Origin of the sequence: Citrobacter sp. S39 (genome assembly GCF_009495675.1) — a bacterium.
Taxonomy (GTDB): domain Bacteria; phylum Pseudomonadota; class Gammaproteobacteria; order Enterobacterales; family Enterobacteriaceae; genus Citrobacter; species Citrobacter freundii.
In genome coordinates, this window is sequence record NZ_CP045555.1 from 1,617,419 (window position 1) to 1,639,691 (window position 22,273).

The window sequence follows — 22,273 nt, forward strand, 5'->3', positions numbered from 1 at the left end:
CCTTCATGCAACTCGAATTATTTTGGTTATAGCCTTGGAGAATATTGTTTATTGTTATTATGTTTTAGTCATTAATTGATATTTGAAGCGGGAGCAGCCTCAATAGCTTTTTCTTCTTTAGTTAGCCCTTTGATGTATTTGCTATATTTCCACCAGGCAAAACCGAGGAAAATAACAATCCCACCGACGTTATAGAAAATAATGGTTATGATATTTCCGCCGCTCGGGAAGGTAGAGGCAATAAATCCGATAGTGAACAGGACGATCAGCATTGATACCACAATAATGCCGGTTTTTTGCGAACCCATACGGAAGTCGCGCGGTAAGTGGTCCAGTTTTGCGCGCAGATTCAGGTAGGCCAGCATAATAAACAGCGGCGGCAGCATCGATGCGGCGGCGGTCATGTTGATGATGGTGTTCATTAAGTCTTGCACGGTATTGGAACCGAGCGTTGGGATAATCATCAGCGGGATAACGATCAGAAACTGGATCCACGCTGCACGGGCCGGTACGCCGTTTTCATTCAGTTCGACGGTTTTTTTACCGAAAATACCCGCCGGAATTTCAGAGAAGAAGATCTTCACCGGCGTTGCGGTCCACATCAGCAGAGAGCCGAACATCGCGGTAAAGGAGACCAGGCCGACAAAGCGGTTAACGATGAGTTCCGGCAGGCCAAAGTATGCCGCCAGACCGTGGAATACCTGCACCGATCCACCGGTAAACTTCAGCTCTTTGCTGCTGACGAAGACATTGATCAGCACCGAGGAGATGGAATAAAGCACGCCGATAAAAATCCCGGCAATGATAATGACCTTCACGAACGATTTTGACCCGCCCTTGACGTCGTTGACATATACCGCCACGGACTCCGCGCCGCCTGCCGCCATGAATATCCAGGTGGTAATACCGAGGAACGCCCAGTTAAAATTCGGGATCATTGCATCAACGGTGATGGGGTCAGCAGGCTGCACGCCGCCCACCAACGCAGTACCCGCCAGTAAAATGTAGGACAGCGTCAGCAGCAGCATTAACGTGGAGGTGACGGAGGTAATCGGCCCCAGCATTTTTGCACCGTTGGTCGAAACCCAGGTCGAGAAGGCAAACAGCACCATACTTAACACGGTTGTGGCGAACGGCGTCAGAATGTATTCGTAGCCTAAAAATGCGTACGAGGCATAGGCGATAACGCGCGGGAGTAACGAGGTAAAAAAGAACAGGTTAACGAACCAGTAGGTGTAGGCGGTAATAAAGGCCCAGCGCCCGCCCAGCGAGCTTTTCACCCATGCGTAGACACCGGCTTCGGAGTTTTTATTCAGCGAAACAAATTCGGCGATGATTAAGCAGAATGGAATAAAGTAGAAAATTGTCGCGAGGAAAAACATCGGTGCGGATGCCAGACCAAGCTCAATATTATTGTTGATAACGTTATTAAAACTATAAACCGCGGCAAAGGTGAGTGAAAGTAAGCCGAACTTGCCGATGGTATTACGTTTGGTATCAGACATAGCACATCTCCGATTCCTGATTATTATAGGGTACTGGCGGCGCAACGTCGGCGCCGCCTGTGTTTTTTATTTATTATGAAAATAACCATCTTCGATGGTGACTTTGAGTACGACTTTCTTCACTACGCTATTACAGATAAAACGATAGGCTTCATGGTTGTCACAAATAACCATTTGTCCTTCGTGCACTTCTACGGTTTTTCCGCAGCCTTTCAAATATTCGCGGTCGGTTTCATCGCGATAATATTCAACCACCTGGAGATCCTCTTTGGCGGCATACTCTATTTTTTGCTGTCCTTGCAGGTAGTAATGGATCTCAAAATAACGACGATGACCGGTAAACAGCGCATCGGTTGCAGAGTCTGTCTCTACACGGTAGCTCAGAGAATCACCGATAGAGTGAGCGACGCCTGGCTGAATATTGTCAATATTTTCAATGGCCTCGACGCAGCGTTGCCATTTCCGACCCGAAGCATAGCGTTGCTGGAACTGCTCTAAGTTGTCGATGATCCTCATTTTGTATTCTCGCTGTGCATATTCGTGGAAAAGAACCCGGTGCCAAAAGCACGGTTGGCGGTGGTTTGAGCGCCAGACTCACTGCCGGAAACCGGCAACAACGTGAAGCCGTAGCTGAATGACGTAAACCAGACGCGCCAGGAATCAAGTACCTCGCTTCCCCACGAGTTAGAACCTAAGCCCAGTAGCTGATGGTCCAGATTAAGGGTGATGTCATCGCTGTGCTGCAGCTCATTACAGTGCTGTGCGGCAAAGATATTTTCTGGCGTATAGCGCCAGGCGCTCAGGTTGACAGGGCGCTGCGGAATCACTAGCAAACCGTTACCGTGACGACTGGTTAGCGTTGCCCAACGCACGTCCTGACGATTGCCGTTGTTTTGCGGGAACGGATAATTCTCGAACATCTCATCCACGCTGCTGCGCCAAATGTCGATGATGTTGGCCTGCTGACTATCGGCATAGTTTTCACCAGGACCACGTCCGTACCAGGCCACCTGTCCCAAATCACTGCTGATGCCCATCGTGAAGCCGATACACGGAATAATGTCCCGGTACTCGCCGTAAGGCTGGCCGGAAAGCTCCACATTCAACTGACCGTCTGCGGCAATCCGCCAGCGATAGGTGCAGCGCATACCGAAATCAAATACCGGCGGGGCGATAATCGTTTGGCTGGTGATGAGCAGCGCATCTTCGGTTTGCTCAAAGGTAAAGTCGCGCAGATGCTCCTGCATTATCTGTATATGATTTGGCTGCCAGAGGCCTTCGAACTCTTGCTTGTGGTTATCTATGGTTGGTTTGAAGAAATTAATCTTCGGCTCGCGGGTAATCAGCTCTTCACCATTGACGTTCCAGCTAATGGGTTTACCGGTCAGCTTTGAGAACGTCAGATGGAAGTTATAACCGCGAACGGTGCAGCTCTGGCGGTTCTCTTCCAGCGTCAAAGGGGTGGCGTTTTGCAGACTGAACGGTACGGCAGTCGCCGTTCTGGCTTTCAGCGGGAACTGATAAGTCGCGATGTGATGCCCGGCTTCGCTGTATAACGTGCGGGAATCTTTCGTCACGGTGACGTTGAGGAACGTCTCGCGCGCATCCAGCTCCGGCAGCGTGTATTGCAGCAGCGTATCGCTGTTGGGAGGAACGTCGCGCAGTTTTATCTGCTGAGCAGAGAGCGTATCTCCTTCGGCGCGAACCTCAATATGCAAGGTGTAGTCGTCAAGCGTGGTAAACCACAGTTTGTTTTCTACCCGCAGCTCGCCGCGAGCCAGATCCTGCGCGCGCACTTTCACTGGTGCAATTACCTGCTTGTACTCTTGCAGACCCGGGCCTGGGGTTTGATCGGAATAAATCAGGCCATCAAGGCAGAAGTTGTAGTTGTTCGGGTAGTCGCCGTAGTCACCGCCATAGTTGTACCAGACGTTACCGTCGTCATCTTTGGCCTGAATCCCGTGATCGCACCACTCCCAGACATAGTGTCCCTGAATGCAATCATGCTGATAGAAGACGTTCTGATATTCCGTTAGCCCGCCGGGGCCGTTGCCCATTGCGTGAGCATATTCGCAGATGATGCGCGGTTTAGGATGTGGGTATTCACCAAACTCATTCATCAACGGTACGCGGGTGTACATGGTGGAAATGATATCCACCACTTCGGCGTCACGATCTTCTTCGTAGTGGATCAGACGCGTGTCATCCAGCGCTTTTGCCGCGTGGTACATGGCGCGAATATTACAGCCGTAGCCGGATTCATTGCCGAGCGACCAGATGACGATCGACGGGTGGTTTTTCTGCGCGTGGACGTGGCGTACGATGCGCTCAACGTAGACATTTTCCCACAGCGGATCGTCGGTGATCCGGCTGATATCGCCGATATTAGCGAAGCCGTGAGATTCAACGTCGGTTTCGGCCATGACGAACAAACCGTAGATATCGCACAATTCATAGAAACGTGGATCGTTCGGGTAATGGGCGGTGCGTACGGAGTTGATGTTGTGCTGCTTCATTAACAGCAGATCTTTTTCCACGCGATCCATACCGACCGCGCGACCCTTGAGATGATCGTTATCATGACGGTTGACGCCATGCAGCATGACATAGCGGTTATTGATGTAAAACAGACCGTTGCGAACGTTGATATCGCGGAATCCGACGCGCTGCGGCACAACCTCAAGGATGTTGCCGCTGGCATCTCTCAGGGTCATCACCAGATGATAGAGATACGGCGATTCCGCCGACCACTGCTGTGGTGCGCTGACCTTGAAATTGAACGCGGTGCGGGTGAGTTTATCCACCGTCAGAGCGTTAATCACGCCGCTATGCAGTGTCTGCTCACCGTCAAACAAAGTGTATTCGAGCGATGCCATCGTTGGCGTGGAGGCGATGTTTTCCAGCACGATGTCGCAGGAGAGGGTGGCATCGCGATAGTCATCATCGAAATCGGTACGAACGGTAAAATCCTGGATATGGGTCGCCTGTTTTCCGACCAGATAGACGTCGCGGAAAATTCCCGCAGACCACCACATATCCTGGTCTTCAACGTAGGTGGAATCAGCCCATTGCATGACGCGAACGCACAGCAGGTTGTCACCGGTTTTCACCACTGCGCTGATATCAAACTCGGCCGTCAGGCGACTGCCTTTGCTGAAGCCAACATACTGACCATTCACGTAAACTTCGAAGTAGGTTTCTACGCCATCAAATTTAATCAGCGTCTGTTTGCCCTGCCAGCCTTCGCTGAGAGAGAAAATACGCTGGTAGGCTCCGGTGGGGTTATTGGTCGGCACGTAGGGGACATCAATCGGGAAAGGAAAACCTTCGTCGGTATACTGCAGCTTGCCGTGCCCTTCCATCTGCCACATACCGGGGACGGTGATGTTGCCCCAGTCGCTCATAAACTGCGACGTAAAGGCTTCCGGCACCTGCAGCGGATGCTCAAAGAACTGGAAATTCCACTGACCGCTCAGCAACTGAAAGAGGCTGCTGGTTTCGCGGGCAAACGAGCGAGCCTGCGCAACGGAGTCGTAAGAGAAAAAATATGCGCGTGGCGCCAGTCGATTTTCGTGGGTGAGCTGAATGTTTTCCCAGCGATTCATAAGGCCTCCCGGTGGAGAAAAATCGGAACCATTCATTTAAATGGTGAGTAAGTGTAATTGATGGTGATTTTAGTAAAAGTTTTACTAAAATATAGCGAGTGAGGTGATTTACTTTAACTGGATCACGAAAATAATTCGGGCGCAGAAAAAAATGCATGACAATGCGCGCCCGGCTTCAGCAGAAACCGGACGGATTAACGGGGGATTTTAGCGGGTGGTGCCGCGCAGTTTCAGCTTGCTGGGAACAAAAACCAGCAGGGGAAGGGCACGTCCGTCGCGGGCTTTCTCAAACAGCAGGTTGACGCCCTGACTGCCCATCATTTCTGAATGGATGCGTACGGTGGAAAGCGGAGGAAAGGTGAAGCGCGCCGTCGGGATATCATTAACGCTAATCAGCGAAATATCCTGCGGAATGTTCAGTCCACGCTCGTGAATGGCGCGCAGAACGCCAATAGCAATCGAGTCAGAAGCTACAAACAGGGCGCTGGGATAGTCGGCTTTCGCCAGCATTTTTTTGGCCAGTTCATAGCCTGATGAACTGGAGAAGCCACCGCGATAAATATCTTGTTCTGAAACGACCTGCTGCAGGCGACCGTATTCGACAAACGCGGCTTCGCGGATATCAGCCTTGCCAGGCTGATCTTCGCCGCCGATGAAGCCAATGCGGGTCACGCCCTGGGCGATGAAGTAGTCGATGCTCTCTTTACTGATGCGGGCCAGATCGATATCGACAGCGTCATATTCGCTGCCGGGTTCATGAAAATCGATAAAGCAGATGTTGTCGGTAAGCGCTGTTGCCGCCTCGCGCAGCGCAGGAGAAGGCTTGCCGACAATAAGAATGCCGGTAATGTTTTTGCTCTCCGGCAACCCACTGTGCTCATAGCAGTTGGTCAGTTCAATCCCCAGCTTCTCGCACTGGGTTTCAATCCCATGGCGGATCGCGAGATAGTAAGGATCGTTGATTTCCAAATCCTGCTGATAGCTGTAGAGCGCCAGAATATGCTGGGGGCCGAGTGCGCTGGTCTGGTTCTTACGGGCGCTGCTGGTTTTGTACTCCAGCTTTTCCGCGATCTCCAGAATGCGATGCTTGGTCTCTTCTTTTACATTCAGCGTGGGGTCATCGTTTAAAACCCGGGACACTGTCGCCAGGGACACGCCAGCTTCGATTGCGATGTCTTTAAGTGTTGCCATGTTTGCCTTTTCCCTGAGTTACCTGCGCATTGTAAATGAAGTGCTTATCTATTCATCTGTTTTCAGTAAAAAAAGCACGTTTAATTGACATGCTCGGGGTAAAACTGGGCTTGCAGAGTGTGATGGATACGTCATTTCCCCGCTTTTGAGAACAATGCCCGGAAAATAGTTTGCTAGTATTTAGTAAAATTTTACCAAAGGAGAAAACAATGGATACTGTCGCATTTGCTGATTTTGCCCGCATGGAAATACGTGTTGGAAAAATCGCACAGGTTAAGCGCCATGACAATGCCGATAAGCTGTATATCGTACAGGTTGATGTGGGAGAGCGTACGCTGCAAACCGTGACCAGCCTGGTGCCTTATTACAGCGAAGAGGAGCTGATGGGGAAAACGGTGGTGGTGCTGTGTAATCTGCAAAAGGCCAAAATGCGCGGTGAAACATCAGAGTGTATGCTGCTGTGCGCTGAGACGGACGATGGCAGCGAAAGCGTGCTGTTAACGCCAGAACGGGTGATGCCTGCAGGCGTGCGGATTGTTTAAATTGTGCTGATGCCGGATGGCGGCTACGCCTTATCCGGCCTACGTTTGCTCACGCAGGCCGGACAGACATCTGTTACATCTGCTCCACGCTCACCCGTAATGCTGCCAGGGCTTTGCGTGTTGATCGCAACACCAGATCGCATTGCTCGATCGTTAACGTTAGCGGCGGTTCGATGCGGATCGTCTTGGCATTGTTCAGCGTCCCAGCGACCAGCACCCGCTGGCGGAACATCTCACTGGCAAAGTTATAGCCGATTTCATTATCGACAAACTCAATCGCCATCAGCATGCCTTTGCCGCGTACATCATGTACCAGGTCCGGGTATTCCCGCGCAAGCTGACGGAAACCATCCAGCAACATATCGCCTTTCTGCTCCGCCTGAGCCGGTAAATTTTGCTCCAGCAGGACGTTAATGGTGGCCAGCGCAGCCGCACAAGCGAGCGGGTTGCCACCAAACGTGGTGGTATGCAGGAAAGGATTGTCGAACAGGACGGAGAACACCTCTTCGGTGGCAATGGTTGCGCCAATGGGCATCACGCCGCCGCCTAACGCTTTGGCCAGACACATAATGTCGGGCTGCACATTTTCGTGCTCACAGGCGAACATCTTGCCGGTACGCCCCATCCCGGTCTGCACTTCGTCAAGGATCATCAGTGCGCCGAACTCATCGCAAAGTTTACGAACAGCGGTTAAATAGCCTTGTGGCGGCAGGATCACCCCCCCTTCGCCCTGGATGGGTTCGAGGATCACGGCTGCGACATCGTCACCGGTCTTTTTACACTCGCTGAGCATGGTGCGCATCGCGTTAACATCGCCAAACGGCACATGACGGAAGCCCGGCAGCAGCGGCATAAAGGGTTTGCGGAAGGTAGATTTAGCCGTGGCGGACAGCGCGCCCAGTGATTTACCGTGGAATGCGCCGCTGGTGGCAATAAACGTAAATTTACCGCGCGGTGATTGATACGCTTTCGCCAGCTTCAGTGCGGCTTCAACCGACTCGGTCCCGCTGTTACAGAAGAAACTGTATTTCAGTTTACCGGGCGCCAGTGCGGCGAGAGTTTTTGCCAGCATGGCCCGCAGAGGGTCAAGTAACTCCTGGCTGTGCAGAGGTTGTTTCGCGAGTTGATTCTGTACGGCGGAAACCACGACTGGATTACGGTGCCCCACGTTGAAAATTCCAAAACCACCCAGGCAATCGATGAACTCCTGCCCTTGGGTGTCGACAAGCGTATTCAGGCTTCCCGCTTGCCACTCTACGGCTCCGTAATCCCCGCCTGCAGTTACAGATTTTCGATACTCTAAGAACCCCGGATTGACATGCTCCTTGAAGTACTCAATCACCTCTCGGTTTAACGATTTCATTTCCTCATGATCAAGCGTGCGCTTTTCGATGAGATTCAGTGCGTGTGCGCTGCAGGCCAGGGCCGATGCGCTGGAAGGTAACCTGTTCAAAATATGCTCCCGGAGCTCGCGTATCACATGATACTGATTTAAGTATTGCAGGGATTGCGCCATTCCGGCGCGCTTAGCAAAAATCGGGATAAACACCAGGAAACATCTTATTTACGCAACATTTAATGCCATTATTTAACATTTGCTGGCATTTTGCCCAAGTCAGGAGCCTGAAAACAGATCGAATAAACGCAAATTTGCTCTAAAAATGGGCAATATTTGCACTGTGACAGTGCGCTGGTAGAAGTAATATTGAATAGTTACTGGATGAAAGTATTTTAAATCAATGGATTAGAATGCGTACAGTTTTTGGGGTTTAATCGCAAATTGCGATCTAAATCAAATTTAACAACTAAAGATAAAAAAATTATCGCCGAAATAACATAAGCCGAAAGAGTTAACAACCAGATAACCTGCACAGGACGCAATCATGTCTTCTCATCCCTACGTTAGTCAGCAAAATACACCGCTGGATGATGATATCACCCTCATGTCGACCACCGATTTGCAAAGCTATATCACCCATGCGAACGACACCTTCGTTCAGGTCAGCGGCTATCAACTGAATGAGTTGCTTGAAAAGCCGCACAATCTGGTTCGTCATCCGGACATGCCAAAAGCGGCGTTTGCGGATATGTGGTACACCCTGAAGCAGGGCGAGCCATGGAGCGGGATTGTGAAAAACCGGCGTAAGAATGGCGATCACTACTGGGTGAGGGCCAATGCGGTGCCGATGGTGCGGGAAGGACGCGTGACCGGGTATATGTCGATTCGTACCCGGGCAACTGACGAGGAAATTGCAGCGGTAGAGCCTTTATATAAAGCGCTGAACGAAGGACGTTGCAACCGGCGTATCCATAAGGGGTTGGTGGTACGCAAAGGCTGGCTGGGTAGACTGCCGGCGATGCCGATTCGCTGGCGGGTACGCAGCGTGATGGCATTCATGTTTGTCCTGCTAGCGGTCGCATTGCAGCAAATGGGTGCTGAATGGCCGTTACTGTTGATGAGTGCATTGGTGATGCTTTTAGGAACGGCTATTTTTGAATGGCAGATTGTGCGTCCTATTGAGAATGTCACCCGTCAGGCGCTGAAAGTGGCGACCGGTGAGCGGAACAGCGTGTCGCATCTTAACCGCAGCGATGAACTGGGACTGATGCTGCGAGCAGTGGGCCAACTGGGATTAATGTGTCGCTGGCTTATTCATGACGTCTCCAGCCAGGTGAGCTGCGTGCGCAGCGACAGCGAAACGCTGGCAAAAGGTAGCGATGATCTAAATAAGCATACGCAGCAGACCGTCGAGAACGTGCAGGAAACGGTGACCACCATGAATCAGATGGCGGCATCGGTAAAACAAAACTCAGAGACCGCCGCGGCGGCTGATAAGCTCTCTATTGCCGCCAGCAGCGCGGCAACGCACGGCGGTGAGGCGATGGATACCGTCATCAAAACCATGGACGATATCGCCAACAGCACCCAGCGGATCGGCACCATTACCACACTGATTAACGATATTGCCTTCCAGACCAACATTCTGGCTTTGAACGCCGCTGTTGAAGCCGCGCGGGCGGGCGAGCAGGGGAAAGGGTTCGCCGTGGTGGCGGGAGAAGTGCGTCATCTTGCCAGCCGCAGCGCCAGTGCGGCCAATGATATCCGCAAGCTGATTGATGCCAGCGCCGACAAAGTGCAGTCCGGATCCGACCAGGTTCACGCCGCAGGACGCACGATGGACGATATTGTGGCGCAGGTGCAAAACGTCACTCAGCTGATCGCCCAAATCAGCCACTCAACGCTGGAACAGTCAGATGGTCTTTCCAGCCTGACCCGCGCGGTGAATGAGCTGAGCAACATTACGCAGAAAAACGCCGAACTGGTTGAAGAGAGTGCGCAGATTTCCGCAATGGTGAAACATCGCGCGGGTCGTCTGGAAGATGCGGTCACGGTGCTGCATTAATACTAATAATACAGGCGGAACGTCGGGCAAACGGGTTCCGCCTGCTGTGTAGATTAATCCAGCTGAGTAATATCCAGCGCAGCGCGATCGATAATACCGATGATTTTTTTGATCTGCGCATCGCTGGTATCACCATGATTAACGCGTAGATCCAGCACGGCTTTGAAGTTTTCCAGCGCGCGTTTCATCTGTGGATTTTTGCGTAATTCAAAACCCACGCAGCGGGCTTTGATCCGTTCGTGGATATGGCCCAGATGTTCACGGTTTTCATCCAGCCATTGCTGGCCCTGAGTCGTGATCGCAATCTGTTTTCGCCCACCTTCCTCGTCGCTGATGGTGATCAGTGCCTGATCCTGCAAGAAATCCAGCGTCGGATAGATAACGCCCGGGCTCGGGGTATAGTTACCCTGAGTCAGGGTTTCAATCGCCTTTATCAGCTCATAGCCGTGGCTGGCGTCGCGGGTCAAGATATCCAGAATGACCAGGCGTAATTCTCCGTGACCGAAGAAGCGTTGGCGACGACCACCGCCGCCGCGACCATGGCGGTGCCCGCAGCCGTGCTCGTGGTGGTGATCTTTGTTACAGCCTTCATGGCGATGTTCTTCACCTTTGCAGCAGCCTGCATGGTGCTCGTTGTGGCGGCCTTCGTGGTGATGTCCTTCACCCTTGCAGCAGCCTTCGTGTTGGTGCTCTGTATTTTTGCAGCAACCTTCATGATGGTTTTGCATCATCGTCTCCTGATGTTGTTTAGATATATCTAATTTATATCTAAAAACTGGTGTTTTGCAAGTCTACAAATTAAATGCTATTTAAGATTATGATTATTAAATGTTTTTATTGGTTTTTGATAGCTGTTTAATCAGACGGTGACTATATCAAAAAAGTGCTTGCAATCTTCTTGATTAGCAATCATTATCATTTAAAAATTAATTTAGATATATCTTATTATTTTCACGAAGGCGAAAACATGACAAAAAACACCTCACGCTACCCGCAGCGCGTTCGCAATGAACTGCGTTTTCGGGAACTTACCGTCCTGCGCGTAGAGCGTATTAGCGCGGGCTTTCAGCGCATTGTACTGGGCGGTGACGCTCTGGACGGTTTTAGCTCACACGGCTTTGACGACCATACCAAGGTCTTTTTCCCTGAACCGGGCAGCCACTTTGTGCCGCCTGTCGTCACCGATGAAGGCATTGTCTGGGCTGACGGTGTGCGTCCGCTTTCCCGTGACTACACGCCGTTGTATGACGAAGCGCGCCATGAGCTGGCGCTGGATTTCTATATTCATGATGGCGGCGTGGCGAGTACATGGGCGATGAATGCCCGCGAGGGCGACAAGCTGACAATCGGCGGGCCGCGCGGTTCTTTGGTGGTGCCAGAGGATTATGCGTATCAGGTTTATGTGTGCGATGAGTCGGGAATGCCCGCGCTACGCCGACGCCTGGAGTCGCTCAGCCGTTTAGCGGTACGTCCAAACGTCACGGCGCTGGTCAGCGTGCAGGATGCGGCGTACCAGGATTATCTTGCCCATCTCGACGGGTTTACCATTGAGTGGTTTATCGGCCATGACGCGCAGGCGGTGAATGAACGCTTATCGCGACTAACCGTGCCCGCAGATGATTATTACGTCTGGATTACTGGCGAAGGCAAGGTGGTAAAAAACCTGAGTGCTCGCTTTGAAACCGAGGCGTTTGACCCTCAACGGGTGCGTGCGGCAGCCTACTGGCATCAGCATAAAGCGGCAGATTAATAATTAGATGGCGGAACGCCAAACGCCTGGCGGAAGGCATAGCTAAATGCCGCGGTGCTTGAATATCCTACGTCGAGCGCCACGGCGGTCACGCTTTTATTTTTTTTCAGCATTAATACGGATTCCAGAATACGCATTTTTTGCTTCCAGACGCTGAAAGGCAATCCGGTTTCTTTTTTGAAATGGCGTGAAAAGGTACGGGCAGACATACCCAGATGATGCGCCCAGTATTCAACTGAATGCTCCAGGGCGGGGGATTCTTGTATGGTTCGGCATACTTTGGTTAATTCGCGATCCTGCGGCCAGGGTAATACAAAGGCGACTTCCGGGAGTTGCAGAATAATATCGACCAGTACGCTAACCAGTTTGCCCTCTTTTGACTGGCTATCATAATGACCTGAAATTGAATTCGTGGCGTAATGAATAAACTCTCTGGCGAAATCACTGATAGCCACAACTTTGCATTCATTGATGCTCTCTTCAAGAAAGCCTGGTTTAATATCCAGATTTTCTAAATACACATCATCCAATGCCCAAACTGCATGCTCAGTATTATTGGGGATCCAGATGCCATAATGCGCCGGGATTATCCAGCACTTACCGGCAACATCAATGCGCATGCTGCCTTTGCGGGCGAAATGAAATTGCATAAAAGAGTGTGAATGCTGCGGTACATGGTGGTTGGCTTCCAGGACATAAGAGCGAAAGAATACGTCCTGCGGCAGTTCGGTCATGGAGTTATCCGGGAAGGAGTTCCACTGTTTTTGCGCCAGAGTTTCCATAAATGAATCGTCAATACTCCCGATGATGTGTCCGCTGCTCGATAGATCTTGTCCGCGGATCATAATACATACACTCTTTTTTCCATAATAATCTTGCGTAATAATTTTTAGCCCACTTTTGGTAAATACCATGAACTCGCTTTGTTCAGATGCTGTCATCGTCAATGAAACAAATGATAACTGGACCCGAATGGGAAAAGAGCTGCTTTCACAAGCGGATATCAGAATTAATGGCTCACGCGCCTGGGACATTCAACTTCATCATACCGGTTTCTTTAAACGAGTATTGCAGCAAGGCTCATTAGGGCTTGGCGAAAGCTATATGGAAGGCTGGTGGGACTGCGAACGGCTCGATATTCTGTTCTGCAAAATCCTGAAAGCAAAACTCGACCAGCAGATGCCAGGTAATCTGAAAGATATTTTACGCATTGCCAGCGCGCGCCTGTTTAATTTGCAGTCACGTAGCCGTGCATGGATCGTCGGTAAAGAGCATTATGATATTGGTAACGATCTCTTTGCGCTGATGCTTGATCCGCATATGCAATATTCCTGCGGTTACTGGAAAGATGCAACCACATTAAACGATGCGCAAAATGCCAAATTAAAAATGATCTGCGAGAAGCTGCAGCTTAAACCGGGTATGCGTTTACTCGATATCGGTTGTGGCTGGGGCGGGCTGGCGGAATATGCGGCGCGTCATTATGGCGTGGCAGTAGAAGGCGTTACCATTTCCAAAGAGCAGCAGAAAATGGCGCAGCAGCGCTGTGAAGGGTTGGACGTTAACATTCTGCTGCAGGATTATCGCGATCTTAATAAACACTACGATCGCATTGTCTCCGTGGGGATGTTTGAACATGTCGGGCCGAAAAACTACGACACCTATTTCAGTATCGCCGACCGTTGTTTAAAACCAGACGGACTGTTCCTGCTGCATACCATTGGTAGCAATAAAAAAGGGATGAGCGTCGATCCGTGGATCAATAAATACATTTTCCCAAATGGCTGCTTACCGGCGATTTCCCATATTGCCGAGGCCAGCGAATCACGGTTTGTGATGGAAGACTGGCATAACTTCGGCAGCGATTACGATAAAACGCTGATGGCCTGGCATGAGCGCTTTAATCAGGCATGGCCGGAGCTGTCATCACGTTATTCCGCCACCTTCAGAAGAATGTTTAATTACTATTTATGCGCGTGCGCAGGGGCTTTCCGCGCCAGAGATATTGAGCTTTGGCAGGTGCTGTTTAGCCGCGGCGTAGAGGGCGGGATCCGCGTTTATCGTTAACGTCCGCCGGATGTCGGCGTTGCCTTATCCGGCCTACAAAGCTTTGCACTCGTAGGCCTGATAAGCGCAGCGCATCAGGCACTTATGGCTTATCCCAGCTCACTCTCTGCCAGCGCTTTAAACACCATCGCTACGGCGTGCGCGCCGGGGTCCATATTTCCGAGCAGGCTTTCGCTGCTGAGATACGATGCGCGACCGGCATTGGCTTTGCTCGACAAACAGGTTCGTTCGGCTCCCGCTTGCGCGGCGTCGAATGCGGCCTGCAGATTTTGCGGCTGCGTGAGCAGCGAAGTCAGGGCCGGTTGCAGCGCATCAATCATGGTGCGATCGCCTTCGTCTGCGCCGCCGTAGAACTTCATCTGCGCCAGTCCCGTATTCAGGGATTCGGCAACGCTAGCTCCCTGTTCCAGTTTCTGCCCCGCAGCGGTAAAGAAAATAGACATCAGCACACCGCTGGAACCACCCATCACTACGGTCAGACGTTCGCCAATCAGCGCGAACAGCGTGGCAAGGTTATCCAGCGGTAACTGCTGGCGATGCAACAGACTGGCAATTTCACGCGCGCCAGCGGCAAAGGTCGAACCGGTATCGCCATCGCCGACTTTGGCGTCCAGCGCATTAAGATGAGTCTCCAGATCGGAAAGGGTTGTGGTGACTAGTTCCACAATCCCGGCCACTAGGGCGTTCGCCGAAGGCTGGAATTCCACGCGTGCGCTACGCTGAGATGATGGTACACAACTGATTTCACGCGGCGGGACCGGCGTCGGCCAGTTGCTGGTTTCCACCTCGGTGAGTAACGCTTTTTCGATGCTCTCTTCCAGCACGATGGCCGTCAGTGAAAAGCCTTTCATATCCAGCGCGGTGACCAGTGAGGCCGGGCCAATCAGCCAGTCGATACGTGGGTGCAGCGGGCTGCTGGCCAGTTCGCGGGTAATGATGGCCATTTCGGCAACGGAAACGCCGCCAAGATTGTTAACCATCACCGCCAGACGGCCGGTTTCAGGCAGGGCTGCCATCAGTTTATCCACCATCAGGTTCACCACCTGCGCACTGTTCTGGGTGTCGATAACCGATGCGCCTGGTTCGCCGTGAATGCCCATGCCCAGTTCCGCGTGGCCCGGATGATGACGCGGGGCGGCGTCGGCTTCTTGCGGCAGATGACAGCTGGAAAGCGCAACGCCCAGGCTGAAGGTGTTATTGGCCGCGTACTGCGCTTCACGCAGGACGGTGGCGAGGTTGTAGCCGCGTTCGGCAAAATAGCCTGCGATTTTATGCACCAGGATGGTTCCCGCAATGCCGCGTGGGTGTTTGTTATCAGGCAGGGAGATGTCGTCGCCAACAATCAGCATTTCAACGTTGTAACCAAGGCGACGTGCTTTCTCGGCGGCGAGACCGAAATTAAGACGGTCACCGGTGTAATTTTTCACGATCAATAAACAGCCCGCCTCACCGGTTACCGCCTGGATGGCGGTCAGTACCGCATCCACGCTCGGGGAAGCGAAAACGTCGCCGCAAACCGCAGCGGTTAGCATACCTTTACCGATAAACCCAACGTGCGCGGGTTCGTGCCCTGAACCACCGCCGGAAATTACCGCCACGTTATTTTTGTTGAGGTCACGACGGACCACGATGCGAATGGCCGGATCGCTTTCCAGACGCGCCAGGTTATTCCACGGGCTGGCGATAATCGTACCGTCGATGACGTCGCTCACGAGATGGGTGCGTTGATTAAAAAAGAATTGAGACATAACGGCTCCTTGAGGTTGAGTGTAAGACAAACCCCCGGAAGCATGGTCATGGTACGGAGGCGATAGAGAGATTCTGGCGAAGTCAGCGCGGAAAAAAACAACGTTAAAATGAGTTTCATTACGGAACGTTGTCATTGTTTTTTGTTCCATAATGAAACTGAAAAGAACGAGGAACGATCACAATGCGAGCTCGCTCGACTTTTTTCTCTCGCGATGAATGCAGCTGATACGGCACTGTCGGCTTTTTTTTGCCGGTTTTTTGGCAAGTGAGTGGGTAAAAAAGAAAGTGAGATTCGTCTGTGCCGGAGATTTGGTGGCAAATGAGCGGATCGGGATCGCAAACCTTATCATTTTTGTGGATAAGCGTTCCAATATGGAACGTACTCCGTTTTTATCTGTTTCATATCAGAACAAAAAGACGAAAGATTTTTTTGTGCACGCCTCGCCATACAGTTATTGCATCGCTCCGGTACCTCCCGTTTTCGCCGTCTGCATCAGGCCAAACAGGTTAACGCCAGGGCTCACCATGTAAAAACATGTACTTATTTGAGGATGAAAGGAATGCTAAAAGTTATTCAATCTCCAGCCAAATATCTCCAGGGTCCTGACGCTTCCACCTTGTTTGGTCAATACGCTAAAAATCTGGCGGACAGCTTTTTTGTGATTGCGGATGACTTCGTGATGAAGCTGGCGGGAGAGAAAGTACTCAACGGCCTGCACAGCCACGACATTAGCTGCCATGCGGAACGCTTTAACGGTGAATGTAGCCATGTTGAAATTAATCGACTGATTGCCATTCTGAAACAGCACGGCTGTCGCGGCGTGGTTGGGATTGGCGGCGGGAAAACGCTGGATACCGCCAAAGCGATTGGTTACTACCAGAAGCTGCCGGTGGTGGTGATCCCGACTATCGCGTCTACCGATGCGCCAACCAGCGCGCTGTCCGTTATCTATACCGAAGCCGGTGAGTTTGAAGAGTATCTGATCTACCCGAAAAACCCGGATATGGTGGTGATGGACACTGCGATCATTGCCAAAGCGCCGGTACGTCTGCTGGTGGCCGGGATGGGCGATGCGCTCTCGACCTGGTTTGAAGCGAAAGCCTGTTATGACGCCAGAGCGACCAGCATGGCGGGCGGACAGTCCACCGTGGCGGCGCTGAGCCTGGCGCGCTTGTGCTATGATACCCTGCTGGCGGAAGGCGAGAAGGCACGCTTTGCTGCGCAGGCTGGCGTGGTGACCGATGCGCTGGAGCGTATTGTCGAAGCTAACACTTACCTCAGCGGCATCGGCTTTGAAAGCAGCGGTCTTGCAGGGGCGCATGCGATCCACAACGGCTTTACGATTCTGGAAGAGTGCCACCATTTGTACCACGGTGAAAAAGTCGCCTTTGGTACGCTGGCGCAACTGGTGCTGCAAAACAGCCCGATGGAAGAGATCGAAACCGTGCTGAATTTCTGTCAGAAAGTAGGCCTGCCGGTAACGTTAGCGGAAATGGGCGTGAAAGAAGACGTTGACGGCAAGATCATGGCCGTGGCGAAAGCGACCTGCGCAGAAGGTGAAACCATCCACAATATGCCGTTCCCGGTAACGCCTGAAAGCGTACATGCCGCTATCTTGACGGCAGATCTGCTGGGGCAGCAGTGGCTGGCGCGTTAATCAGTCGTCGGTAGGTTTTTATCCGGCATCTTCTCCCCCTCTGACAGTTTCTGCCGGAGGGGTTGTCTATGGTTAAACAGCGGAAAGGGATATGACGGCGCACACGCATAGCATCGGGAAGGAAGTCTCTTCAGTCATTGCCCAGTCATGGCATCGTTGCAGCAAGTTTATGCAGCGGGAAACCTGGCAGGCGCCGCATCAGGCGCAGGGACTGACCTTTGAGTCGATTTGTCGTCGCAAGACGGCGTTGCTGACGATTGCTCAGGCTGCGCTGGAAGATGCCTGGGAGTTTATGGACGGCCGCCCGTGCGCGCTGCTGATTCTGGATGAATCAGCCTGTATTCTCAGCCGTTGCGGCGATCCGCAGACGGTAGAACAGCTGGCGGAGCTTGGGTTTCGTGACGGCAGCTACTGTGCAGAAAGCATCATTGGCAGTTGTGCCCTGTCGCTGGCGACGATGCCGGGCCAGCCGACAAAAACCTCTGGCGAGCAGCATTTTAAACAGGCGCTGCATCCGTGGTCGTTCTGCTCGACGCCAGTCTTCGATAACCATGGTCGACTGTTCGGCTCCATTTCGCTGTGTTGTCTGGTGGAGCATGAGTGCGTTTCTGATTTATCCCTGACGCTGGCGATTGCCAGAGAAGTCGGCAACTCTTTGCTGACCGACAGCCTGCTGGCTGAATCCAACCGCCATCTGAACCAGATGTACGGGCTGCTGGAGAGTATGGATGATGGTGTGATGGCCTGGAACGAACAGGGCGTATTGCAGTTCCTCAATGCGCGAGCGGCGCTGCTTTTGCATCTCGATGCGCAGGCCAGTCAGGGGAAAAACATTCACGATCTGCTCAATCTCCCCATGCTGCTGCGCCGGGCGATCAAACATGCCCGCGGTCTGAATCACGTCGAAGTTACCTTTGAAAGCCAGCATCAGTTTGTTGATGCCGTCATTACCCTGAAGCCGATTGTTGAGGAGCAGGGCAACAGCTTTATTCTGCTACTGCATCCGGTGGAACAAATGCGCCAGCTGATGACCAGCCAGCTCGGCAAGGTGAGCCACACCTTTGAGCAGATGTCGACTGACGATCCGGAAACCCGCCGTTTGATCCATTTTGGACGCCAGGCAGCGAGGGGGAGTTTCCCGATCCTGCTGTGTGGGGAAGAGGGTGTTGGTAAAGAACTGCTGAGTCAAGCCATCCACAATGAAAGCGAGCGCGCCAGCGGGCCGTATATCGCCGTGAACTGTCAGTTGTATGCCAACAGCGTACTGGGGCAGGATTTTATGGGCAGTGCGCCCACCGACGATGAAAATGGCCGGTTGAGCCGTCTTGAACTGGCGAACGGCGGCACGTTGTTTCTGGAAAAAATTGAATATCTGGCACCGGAGCTGCAATCCGCGCTGTTACAGGTGATCAAACAGGGGGTATTAACCCGCCTGGATGCCCGTCGGCTGATTCCGGTGGATGTCAAAGTGATCGCCACCACCACGGTTGATCTCGCCAATCTGGTGGAGCAAAACCGCTTTAGCCGTCAGCTGTATTATGCGCTGCACTCTTTTGAGATAGTGATCCCACCGCTGCGGGCGCGGCGCAGTAGTATTCCCTCGCTGATTTATACGCGGCTGAATAGCCTGAAAAAACGCTTTTCATACAGTTTGAAGATCGACGACGACGCGCTGGCGCAACTGGTGGCCTATTCGTGGCCGGGCAATGACTTTGAGCTGAACAGCATTATCGAAAACATCGCCATCAGCAGTGATAACGGCCATATTCGGCTGAGCAATCTACCGGATTATTTGTTTGCCGAACGTCCAGGTCTGGAGACGGCGTCTTCACTGCTGCCTGCTAGTCTGACGTTTACCGCTATCGAAAAAGAGGCGATTATCCATGCTGCCCGCGTCACCAGCGGGCGCGTGCAGGAGATGTCGCAACTGTTGAATATCGGTCGCACTACCTTGTGGCGCAAGATGAAGCAGTACGACATTGATGCCAGCCAGTTTAAGCGCAAGCATCTGGACTAGTTTCTTCAATTCTCGCCATCGAGAACAGCGCGTCTGACAGTCGGTTGATATAACGCCTGGGTTCATCGCGTAACGTTAGCGATCTGCTCATCGCGATGAGGACCCGCTCCAGTCGGCGCGCCAGGGTTCGCGCTACGTGTAGCTGTGCCGATGCGAGATTTTTCCCCGGAATAACAAACTCTTTGAGCAGGCCGCTTTGCACCATATTGCGGTCAATAAGCTGCTCCAGCGCCTGAGTATCCTCTTCACCAATACGCTGTTGTAAGCGAGCGAGTCCTTTCTCATCGCTGGCGAGTTCCGCACCCAGAACAAACAGCATTTTCTGTATGGCGTGCAGATTCTGGCGTAGCCCGGCATGACGCGTGCTGGCATAGCAGACGCCAAGTTGGGAAATCAGTTCATCCACCGTGCCATAGGCCTCAACGCGGATGTCGTCTTTGTCGATACGGCTGCCGCCAAACAGTGCGGTCATGCCTTTATCACCGGTTCGGGTGTAGATGCGGTACATTTATTTTATCTCGCTGAAGGGAATCACTTTGACCAGTTGACCGGCATTGGCGCCAAGCGTGCGGATCTGCGCAATTCCGGCGGTGATATGCCCACGGATCAGCGCCCGATCCTCGGGCAACTGGGCGTGGGTTAACGCAATATCACCCGTGGCGTTAAGACCCAGACCGACACGTAGCGTTGAGCTTTTGGCCGCAAGTTTGCTTAGTGCCAGCGCGCAGTCATGCTCGTCGCAACAGATTGCCCGGCAAGGGACGCCTTGCTCTTCCAGTCCCCAGCACAGCTCATCAAGCACGCGAGTATCCTGCCAGCGTGAGTGATAAAACAGATGTACGCCCGGTGATGAAAGTGACATTGCGCCCCCTGTACTATCAGAATGCCTGACGGAAGATCTCGGCAATTTCTTTCTCGTTCCCTTTGCGCGGGTTAGAGAAGGCGTTGCCGTCCTTCAGCGCCATTTCCGCCATGTACGGGAAATCGGCTTCTTTAACGCCCAGATCGCGCAGATGCTGCGGAATGCCGATGTCAGCGGAGAGACGGGCAATGGCGTGGATGGCCAGTTCGGCGGCATCCATGGTGGAAAGTCCGTCAGTATTTTCGCCCATAAACTCTGCAATGTCGGCAAATTTTTCCGGGTTAGCGATCAGGTTATAGCGCGCCACGTGCGGCAGCAGTACGGCATTCGCCACGCCGTGCGGCATGTCGTACAGACCGCCAAGCTGATGCGCCATCGCGTGAACGTAGCCGAGGTTGGCGTTGTTGAAAGCCATACCCGCCAGCAGAGAGGCGTAGGCCATGTTCTCGCGAGCTTTCAGGTTGCTGCCCAGCGCTACGGCCTGACGCAAGTTGCGTGCGATCAGGCGAATAGCCTGAATAGCGGCAGCGTCGGTGACCGGGTTGGCATCTTTGGAAATATAGGCTTCCACGGCGTGGGTCAGGGCGTCCATACCCGTCGCGGCGGTCAGCGGGGCGGGTTTGCCAAGCATCAGCAGCGGATCGTTAATGGAGACCGACGGCAGGTTACGCCAACTGACAATCACAAACTTCACTTTGGTCTTGGTATTGGTCAGCACGCAGTGGCGGGTGACTTCGCTGGCGGTACCGGCAGTGGTATTCACCGCAACGATCGGCGGCAGCGGGTTTGTCAGGGTTTCAATCCCGGCATAGCTGTAGAGATCGCCTTCGTGAGTTGCTGCGATACCGATGCCTTTACCGCAGTCATGCGGGCTACCGCCACCGACGGTAACGATGATATCGCAATGCTCTTTGCGAAAGACTTCCAGACCGTCACGCACGTTGGTGTCTTTGGGGTTAGGTTCAACGCCATCAAAAACCACCACGTCAATGCCCGCTTCACGTAAATGGGCGAGGGTTTTATCTACCGCGCCGTCTTTAATGGCCCGCAGACCTTTATCAGTAACCAGCAGCGCTTTTTTACCGCCTAACAGTTTGCAGCGTTCGCCGACAACGGAAATAGCATTGGGGCCAAAGAAGTTCACATTTGGCACCAGGTAATCAAACATACGATAGCTCATAATATACCTTCTTAGATTTAAATTATAATTCAGAGAAACAATTCAGTGCGGTTTCTGCTAATAATCTGTCTTGTTCAACGGTGCCGCCACTAACGCCAACGGCACCAATTAATTTACCGTTTAATATGACGGGTAAACCGCCGCCGAAAATAACGATGCGCTGTTGGTTGGTAAGCTGCAAACCATATAGCGAAGCACCGGGTTGTACCGCGTCCGTAATTTCATGGGTACCCTGGCGCAGGCAGCAGGCGGTATACGCTTTATTAAGAGAGATATCACAGCTGGTGACAAACGCATCGTCCATGCGTTGCATTAGCAGCGTATTCCCACCGCGATCTACCACGGAAAAGACCACCGGAACGCTGATCTCAAGCGCTTTAGCCTCAACGGCCTGCGCCATTTTTTTTGCAGCCGCCAGCGTAATGGTGGCAATTTGTTGGCTCTTATTCACAGTCTCTCCTGAAAATGTTGTAGGGCTGAGGTCACGAAACATATCGCGCAACAGCTATTTTTATCATTGGCTTTACCTTATTTTCTCGCCGCACGTTATTAAGTCAATAGGGCGAAAATTTCAAAGATATTAAATTCACCTTCCCGGTTTGGCGTTTATTGATAATGATCATTTAACATCGTCACAATTCACGATGGATATTCCTGAATTGCGTTTCAATATGAAACGATGCGTTTTTATTAGGTACCAAATTGGAACAAAATTAATTTTATTTTTTTATTGTTCTGCTCAT

General features: G+C 52.2%; 18 protein-coding genes. 6 read left to right on the forward strand and 12 right to left on the reverse strand.

Annotation, left to right across the window (positions count from 1 at the left end; all coding sequences use genetic code 11):
• Positions 1-71: 71 nt before the first annotated feature.
• The 4 genes from GFB57_RS07660 to ebgR form a co-directional block, all read right to left on the reverse strand.
• Positions 72-1,505, reverse strand: coding sequence for an amino acid permease (locus GFB57_RS07660; protein ID WP_003846220.1), 1,434 nt, complete (start codon positions 1,503-1,505; stop codon positions 72-74).
• A 66-nt stretch (positions 1,506-1,571) separates the two neighbouring features.
• Positions 1,572-2,021: a beta-galactosidase subunit beta gene (locus GFB57_RS07665; RefSeq protein WP_003024776.1), complete on the reverse strand. Its 450-nt coding sequence runs from the start codon at positions 2,019-2,021 to the stop codon at positions 1,572-1,574.
• Positions 2,018-5,110, reverse strand: coding sequence for a beta-galactosidase subunit alpha (gene ebgA, locus GFB57_RS07670; RefSeq protein ID WP_003024773.1), 3,093 nt, complete (start codon positions 5,108-5,110; stop codon positions 2,018-2,020). The genes GFB57_RS07665 and ebgA overlap by 4 nt, the downstream gene beginning before the upstream one ends.
• 207 nt (positions 5,111-5,317) lie before the next feature.
• Positions 5,318-6,301, reverse strand: coding sequence for a transcriptional regulator EbgR (gene ebgR / locus GFB57_RS07675; RefSeq protein WP_003024771.1), 984 nt, complete (start codon positions 6,299-6,301; stop codon positions 5,318-5,320).
• 209 nt (positions 6,302-6,510) lie between these two features.
• Between ebgR and GFB57_RS07680 the strand changes: the two genes are divergently transcribed.
• On the forward strand, positions 6,511-6,843 hold the full coding sequence (locus tag GFB57_RS07680) for a tRNA-binding protein (RefSeq protein ID WP_003024768.1): 333 nt from the start codon (positions 6,511-6,513) through the stop codon (positions 6,841-6,843).
• 73 nt (positions 6,844-6,916) lie between these two features.
• On the opposite strand, the gene ygjG is transcribed toward GFB57_RS07680, so the two are convergent.
• A complete protein-coding gene (gene ygjG, locus GFB57_RS07685; protein WP_171847551.1) occupies positions 6,917-8,296 on the reverse strand; it encodes a putrescine aminotransferase in 1,380 nt (459 codons plus the stop codon).
• 430 nt (positions 8,297-8,726) lie between these two features.
• Between ygjG and GFB57_RS07690 the strand changes: the two genes are divergently transcribed.
• Complete coding sequence (locus tag GFB57_RS07690; RefSeq protein WP_003024763.1) at positions 8,727-10,247, forward strand: PAS domain-containing methyl-accepting chemotaxis protein; 1,521 nt, start codon at positions 8,727-8,729, stop codon at positions 10,245-10,247.
• Positions 10,248-10,300: 53 nt separating this feature from the next.
• Here GFB57_RS07690 and GFB57_RS07695 read toward each other — a convergent pair whose 3' ends face one another.
• Positions 10,301-10,978, reverse strand: coding sequence for a PadR family transcriptional regulator (locus tag GFB57_RS07695; RefSeq protein ID WP_162009212.1), 678 nt, complete (start codon positions 10,976-10,978; stop codon positions 10,301-10,303).
• Positions 10,979-11,214: 236 nt separating this feature from the next.
• Here GFB57_RS07695 and GFB57_RS07700 point away from each other — a divergent pair, with 236 nt between their 5' ends.
• Complete coding sequence (locus tag GFB57_RS07700; RefSeq protein WP_003024758.1) at positions 11,215-11,997, forward strand: siderophore-interacting protein; 783 nt, start codon at positions 11,215-11,217, stop codon at positions 11,995-11,997.
• Here GFB57_RS07700 and GFB57_RS07705 read toward each other — a convergent pair.
• The gene (locus GFB57_RS07705) at positions 11,994-12,842 is read right to left on the reverse strand and encodes a helix-turn-helix transcriptional regulator (protein ID WP_003024755.1); all 849 of its coding nucleotides are present in this window, start codon (positions 12,840-12,842) and stop codon (positions 11,994-11,996) included. The genes GFB57_RS07700 and GFB57_RS07705 overlap by 4 nt on opposite strands.
• Positions 12,843-12,909: 67 nt before the next feature.
• Here GFB57_RS07705 and cfa point away from each other — a divergent pair, with 67 nt between their 5' ends.
• The gene (cfa, locus tag GFB57_RS07710; protein ID WP_003846231.1) at positions 12,910-14,064 is read left to right on the forward strand and encodes a cyclopropane fatty acyl phospholipid synthase; all 1,155 of its coding nucleotides are present in this window, start codon (positions 12,910-12,912) and stop codon (positions 14,062-14,064) included.
• 89 nt (positions 14,065-14,153) lie between these two features.
• On the opposite strand, the gene GFB57_RS07715 is transcribed toward cfa, so the two are convergent.
• The gene (locus GFB57_RS07715; RefSeq protein WP_003024748.1) at positions 14,154-15,812 is read right to left on the reverse strand and encodes a glycerone kinase; all 1,659 of its coding nucleotides are present in this window, start codon (positions 15,810-15,812) and stop codon (positions 14,154-14,156) included.
• Positions 15,813-16,373: 561 nt separating this feature from the next.
• Here GFB57_RS07715 and GFB57_RS07720 point away from each other — a divergent pair.
• Together GFB57_RS07720 and dhaR are read left to right on the forward strand one after the other, a co-directional pair.
• On the forward strand, positions 16,374-17,471 hold the full coding sequence (locus tag GFB57_RS07720; RefSeq protein ID WP_003024745.1) for a glycerol dehydrogenase: 1,098 nt from the start codon (positions 16,374-16,376) through the stop codon (positions 17,469-17,471).
• A 91-nt stretch (positions 17,472-17,562) separates the two neighbouring features.
• Positions 17,563-19,488, forward strand: a complete 1,926-nt coding sequence (gene dhaR / locus GFB57_RS07725) for a dihydroxyacetone kinase operon transcriptional regulator DhaR (RefSeq protein WP_003024742.1) — start codon at positions 17,563-17,565, stop codon at positions 19,486-19,488.
• Here dhaR and GFB57_RS07730 read toward each other — a convergent pair.
• Genes GFB57_RS07730 through GFB57_RS07745 form a run of 4 tightly spaced genes read right to left on the reverse strand, consistent with a single transcriptional unit; the run spans position 19,466 to position 21,981 of the window.
• Entirely contained in the window at positions 19,466-19,996 is a 531-nt protein-coding gene (locus GFB57_RS07730; protein WP_003024739.1) for a cob(I)yrinic acid a,c-diamide adenosyltransferase, read from the reverse strand. The two genes, dhaR and GFB57_RS07730, sit on opposite strands and share 23 nt — an antisense overlap.
• Positions 19,997-20,350 (reverse strand): glycerol dehydratase reactivase beta/small subunit family protein, encoded by a 354-nt coding sequence (locus GFB57_RS07735; protein WP_003024736.1) that lies wholly within the window; start codon positions 20,348-20,350, stop codon positions 19,997-19,999.
• Positions 20,351-20,366: 16 nt separating this feature from the next.
• Entirely contained in the window at positions 20,367-21,530 is a 1,164-nt protein-coding gene (dhaT, locus tag GFB57_RS07740; protein ID WP_003024734.1) for a 1,3-propanediol dehydrogenase, read from the reverse strand.
• Between the two features lie 22 nt (positions 21,531-21,552).
• On the reverse strand, positions 21,553-21,981 hold the full coding sequence (locus tag GFB57_RS07745) for a heme-binding protein (RefSeq protein WP_003024730.1): 429 nt from the start codon (positions 21,979-21,981) through the stop codon (positions 21,553-21,555).
• Positions 21,982-22,273 lie beyond the last annotated feature (292 nt).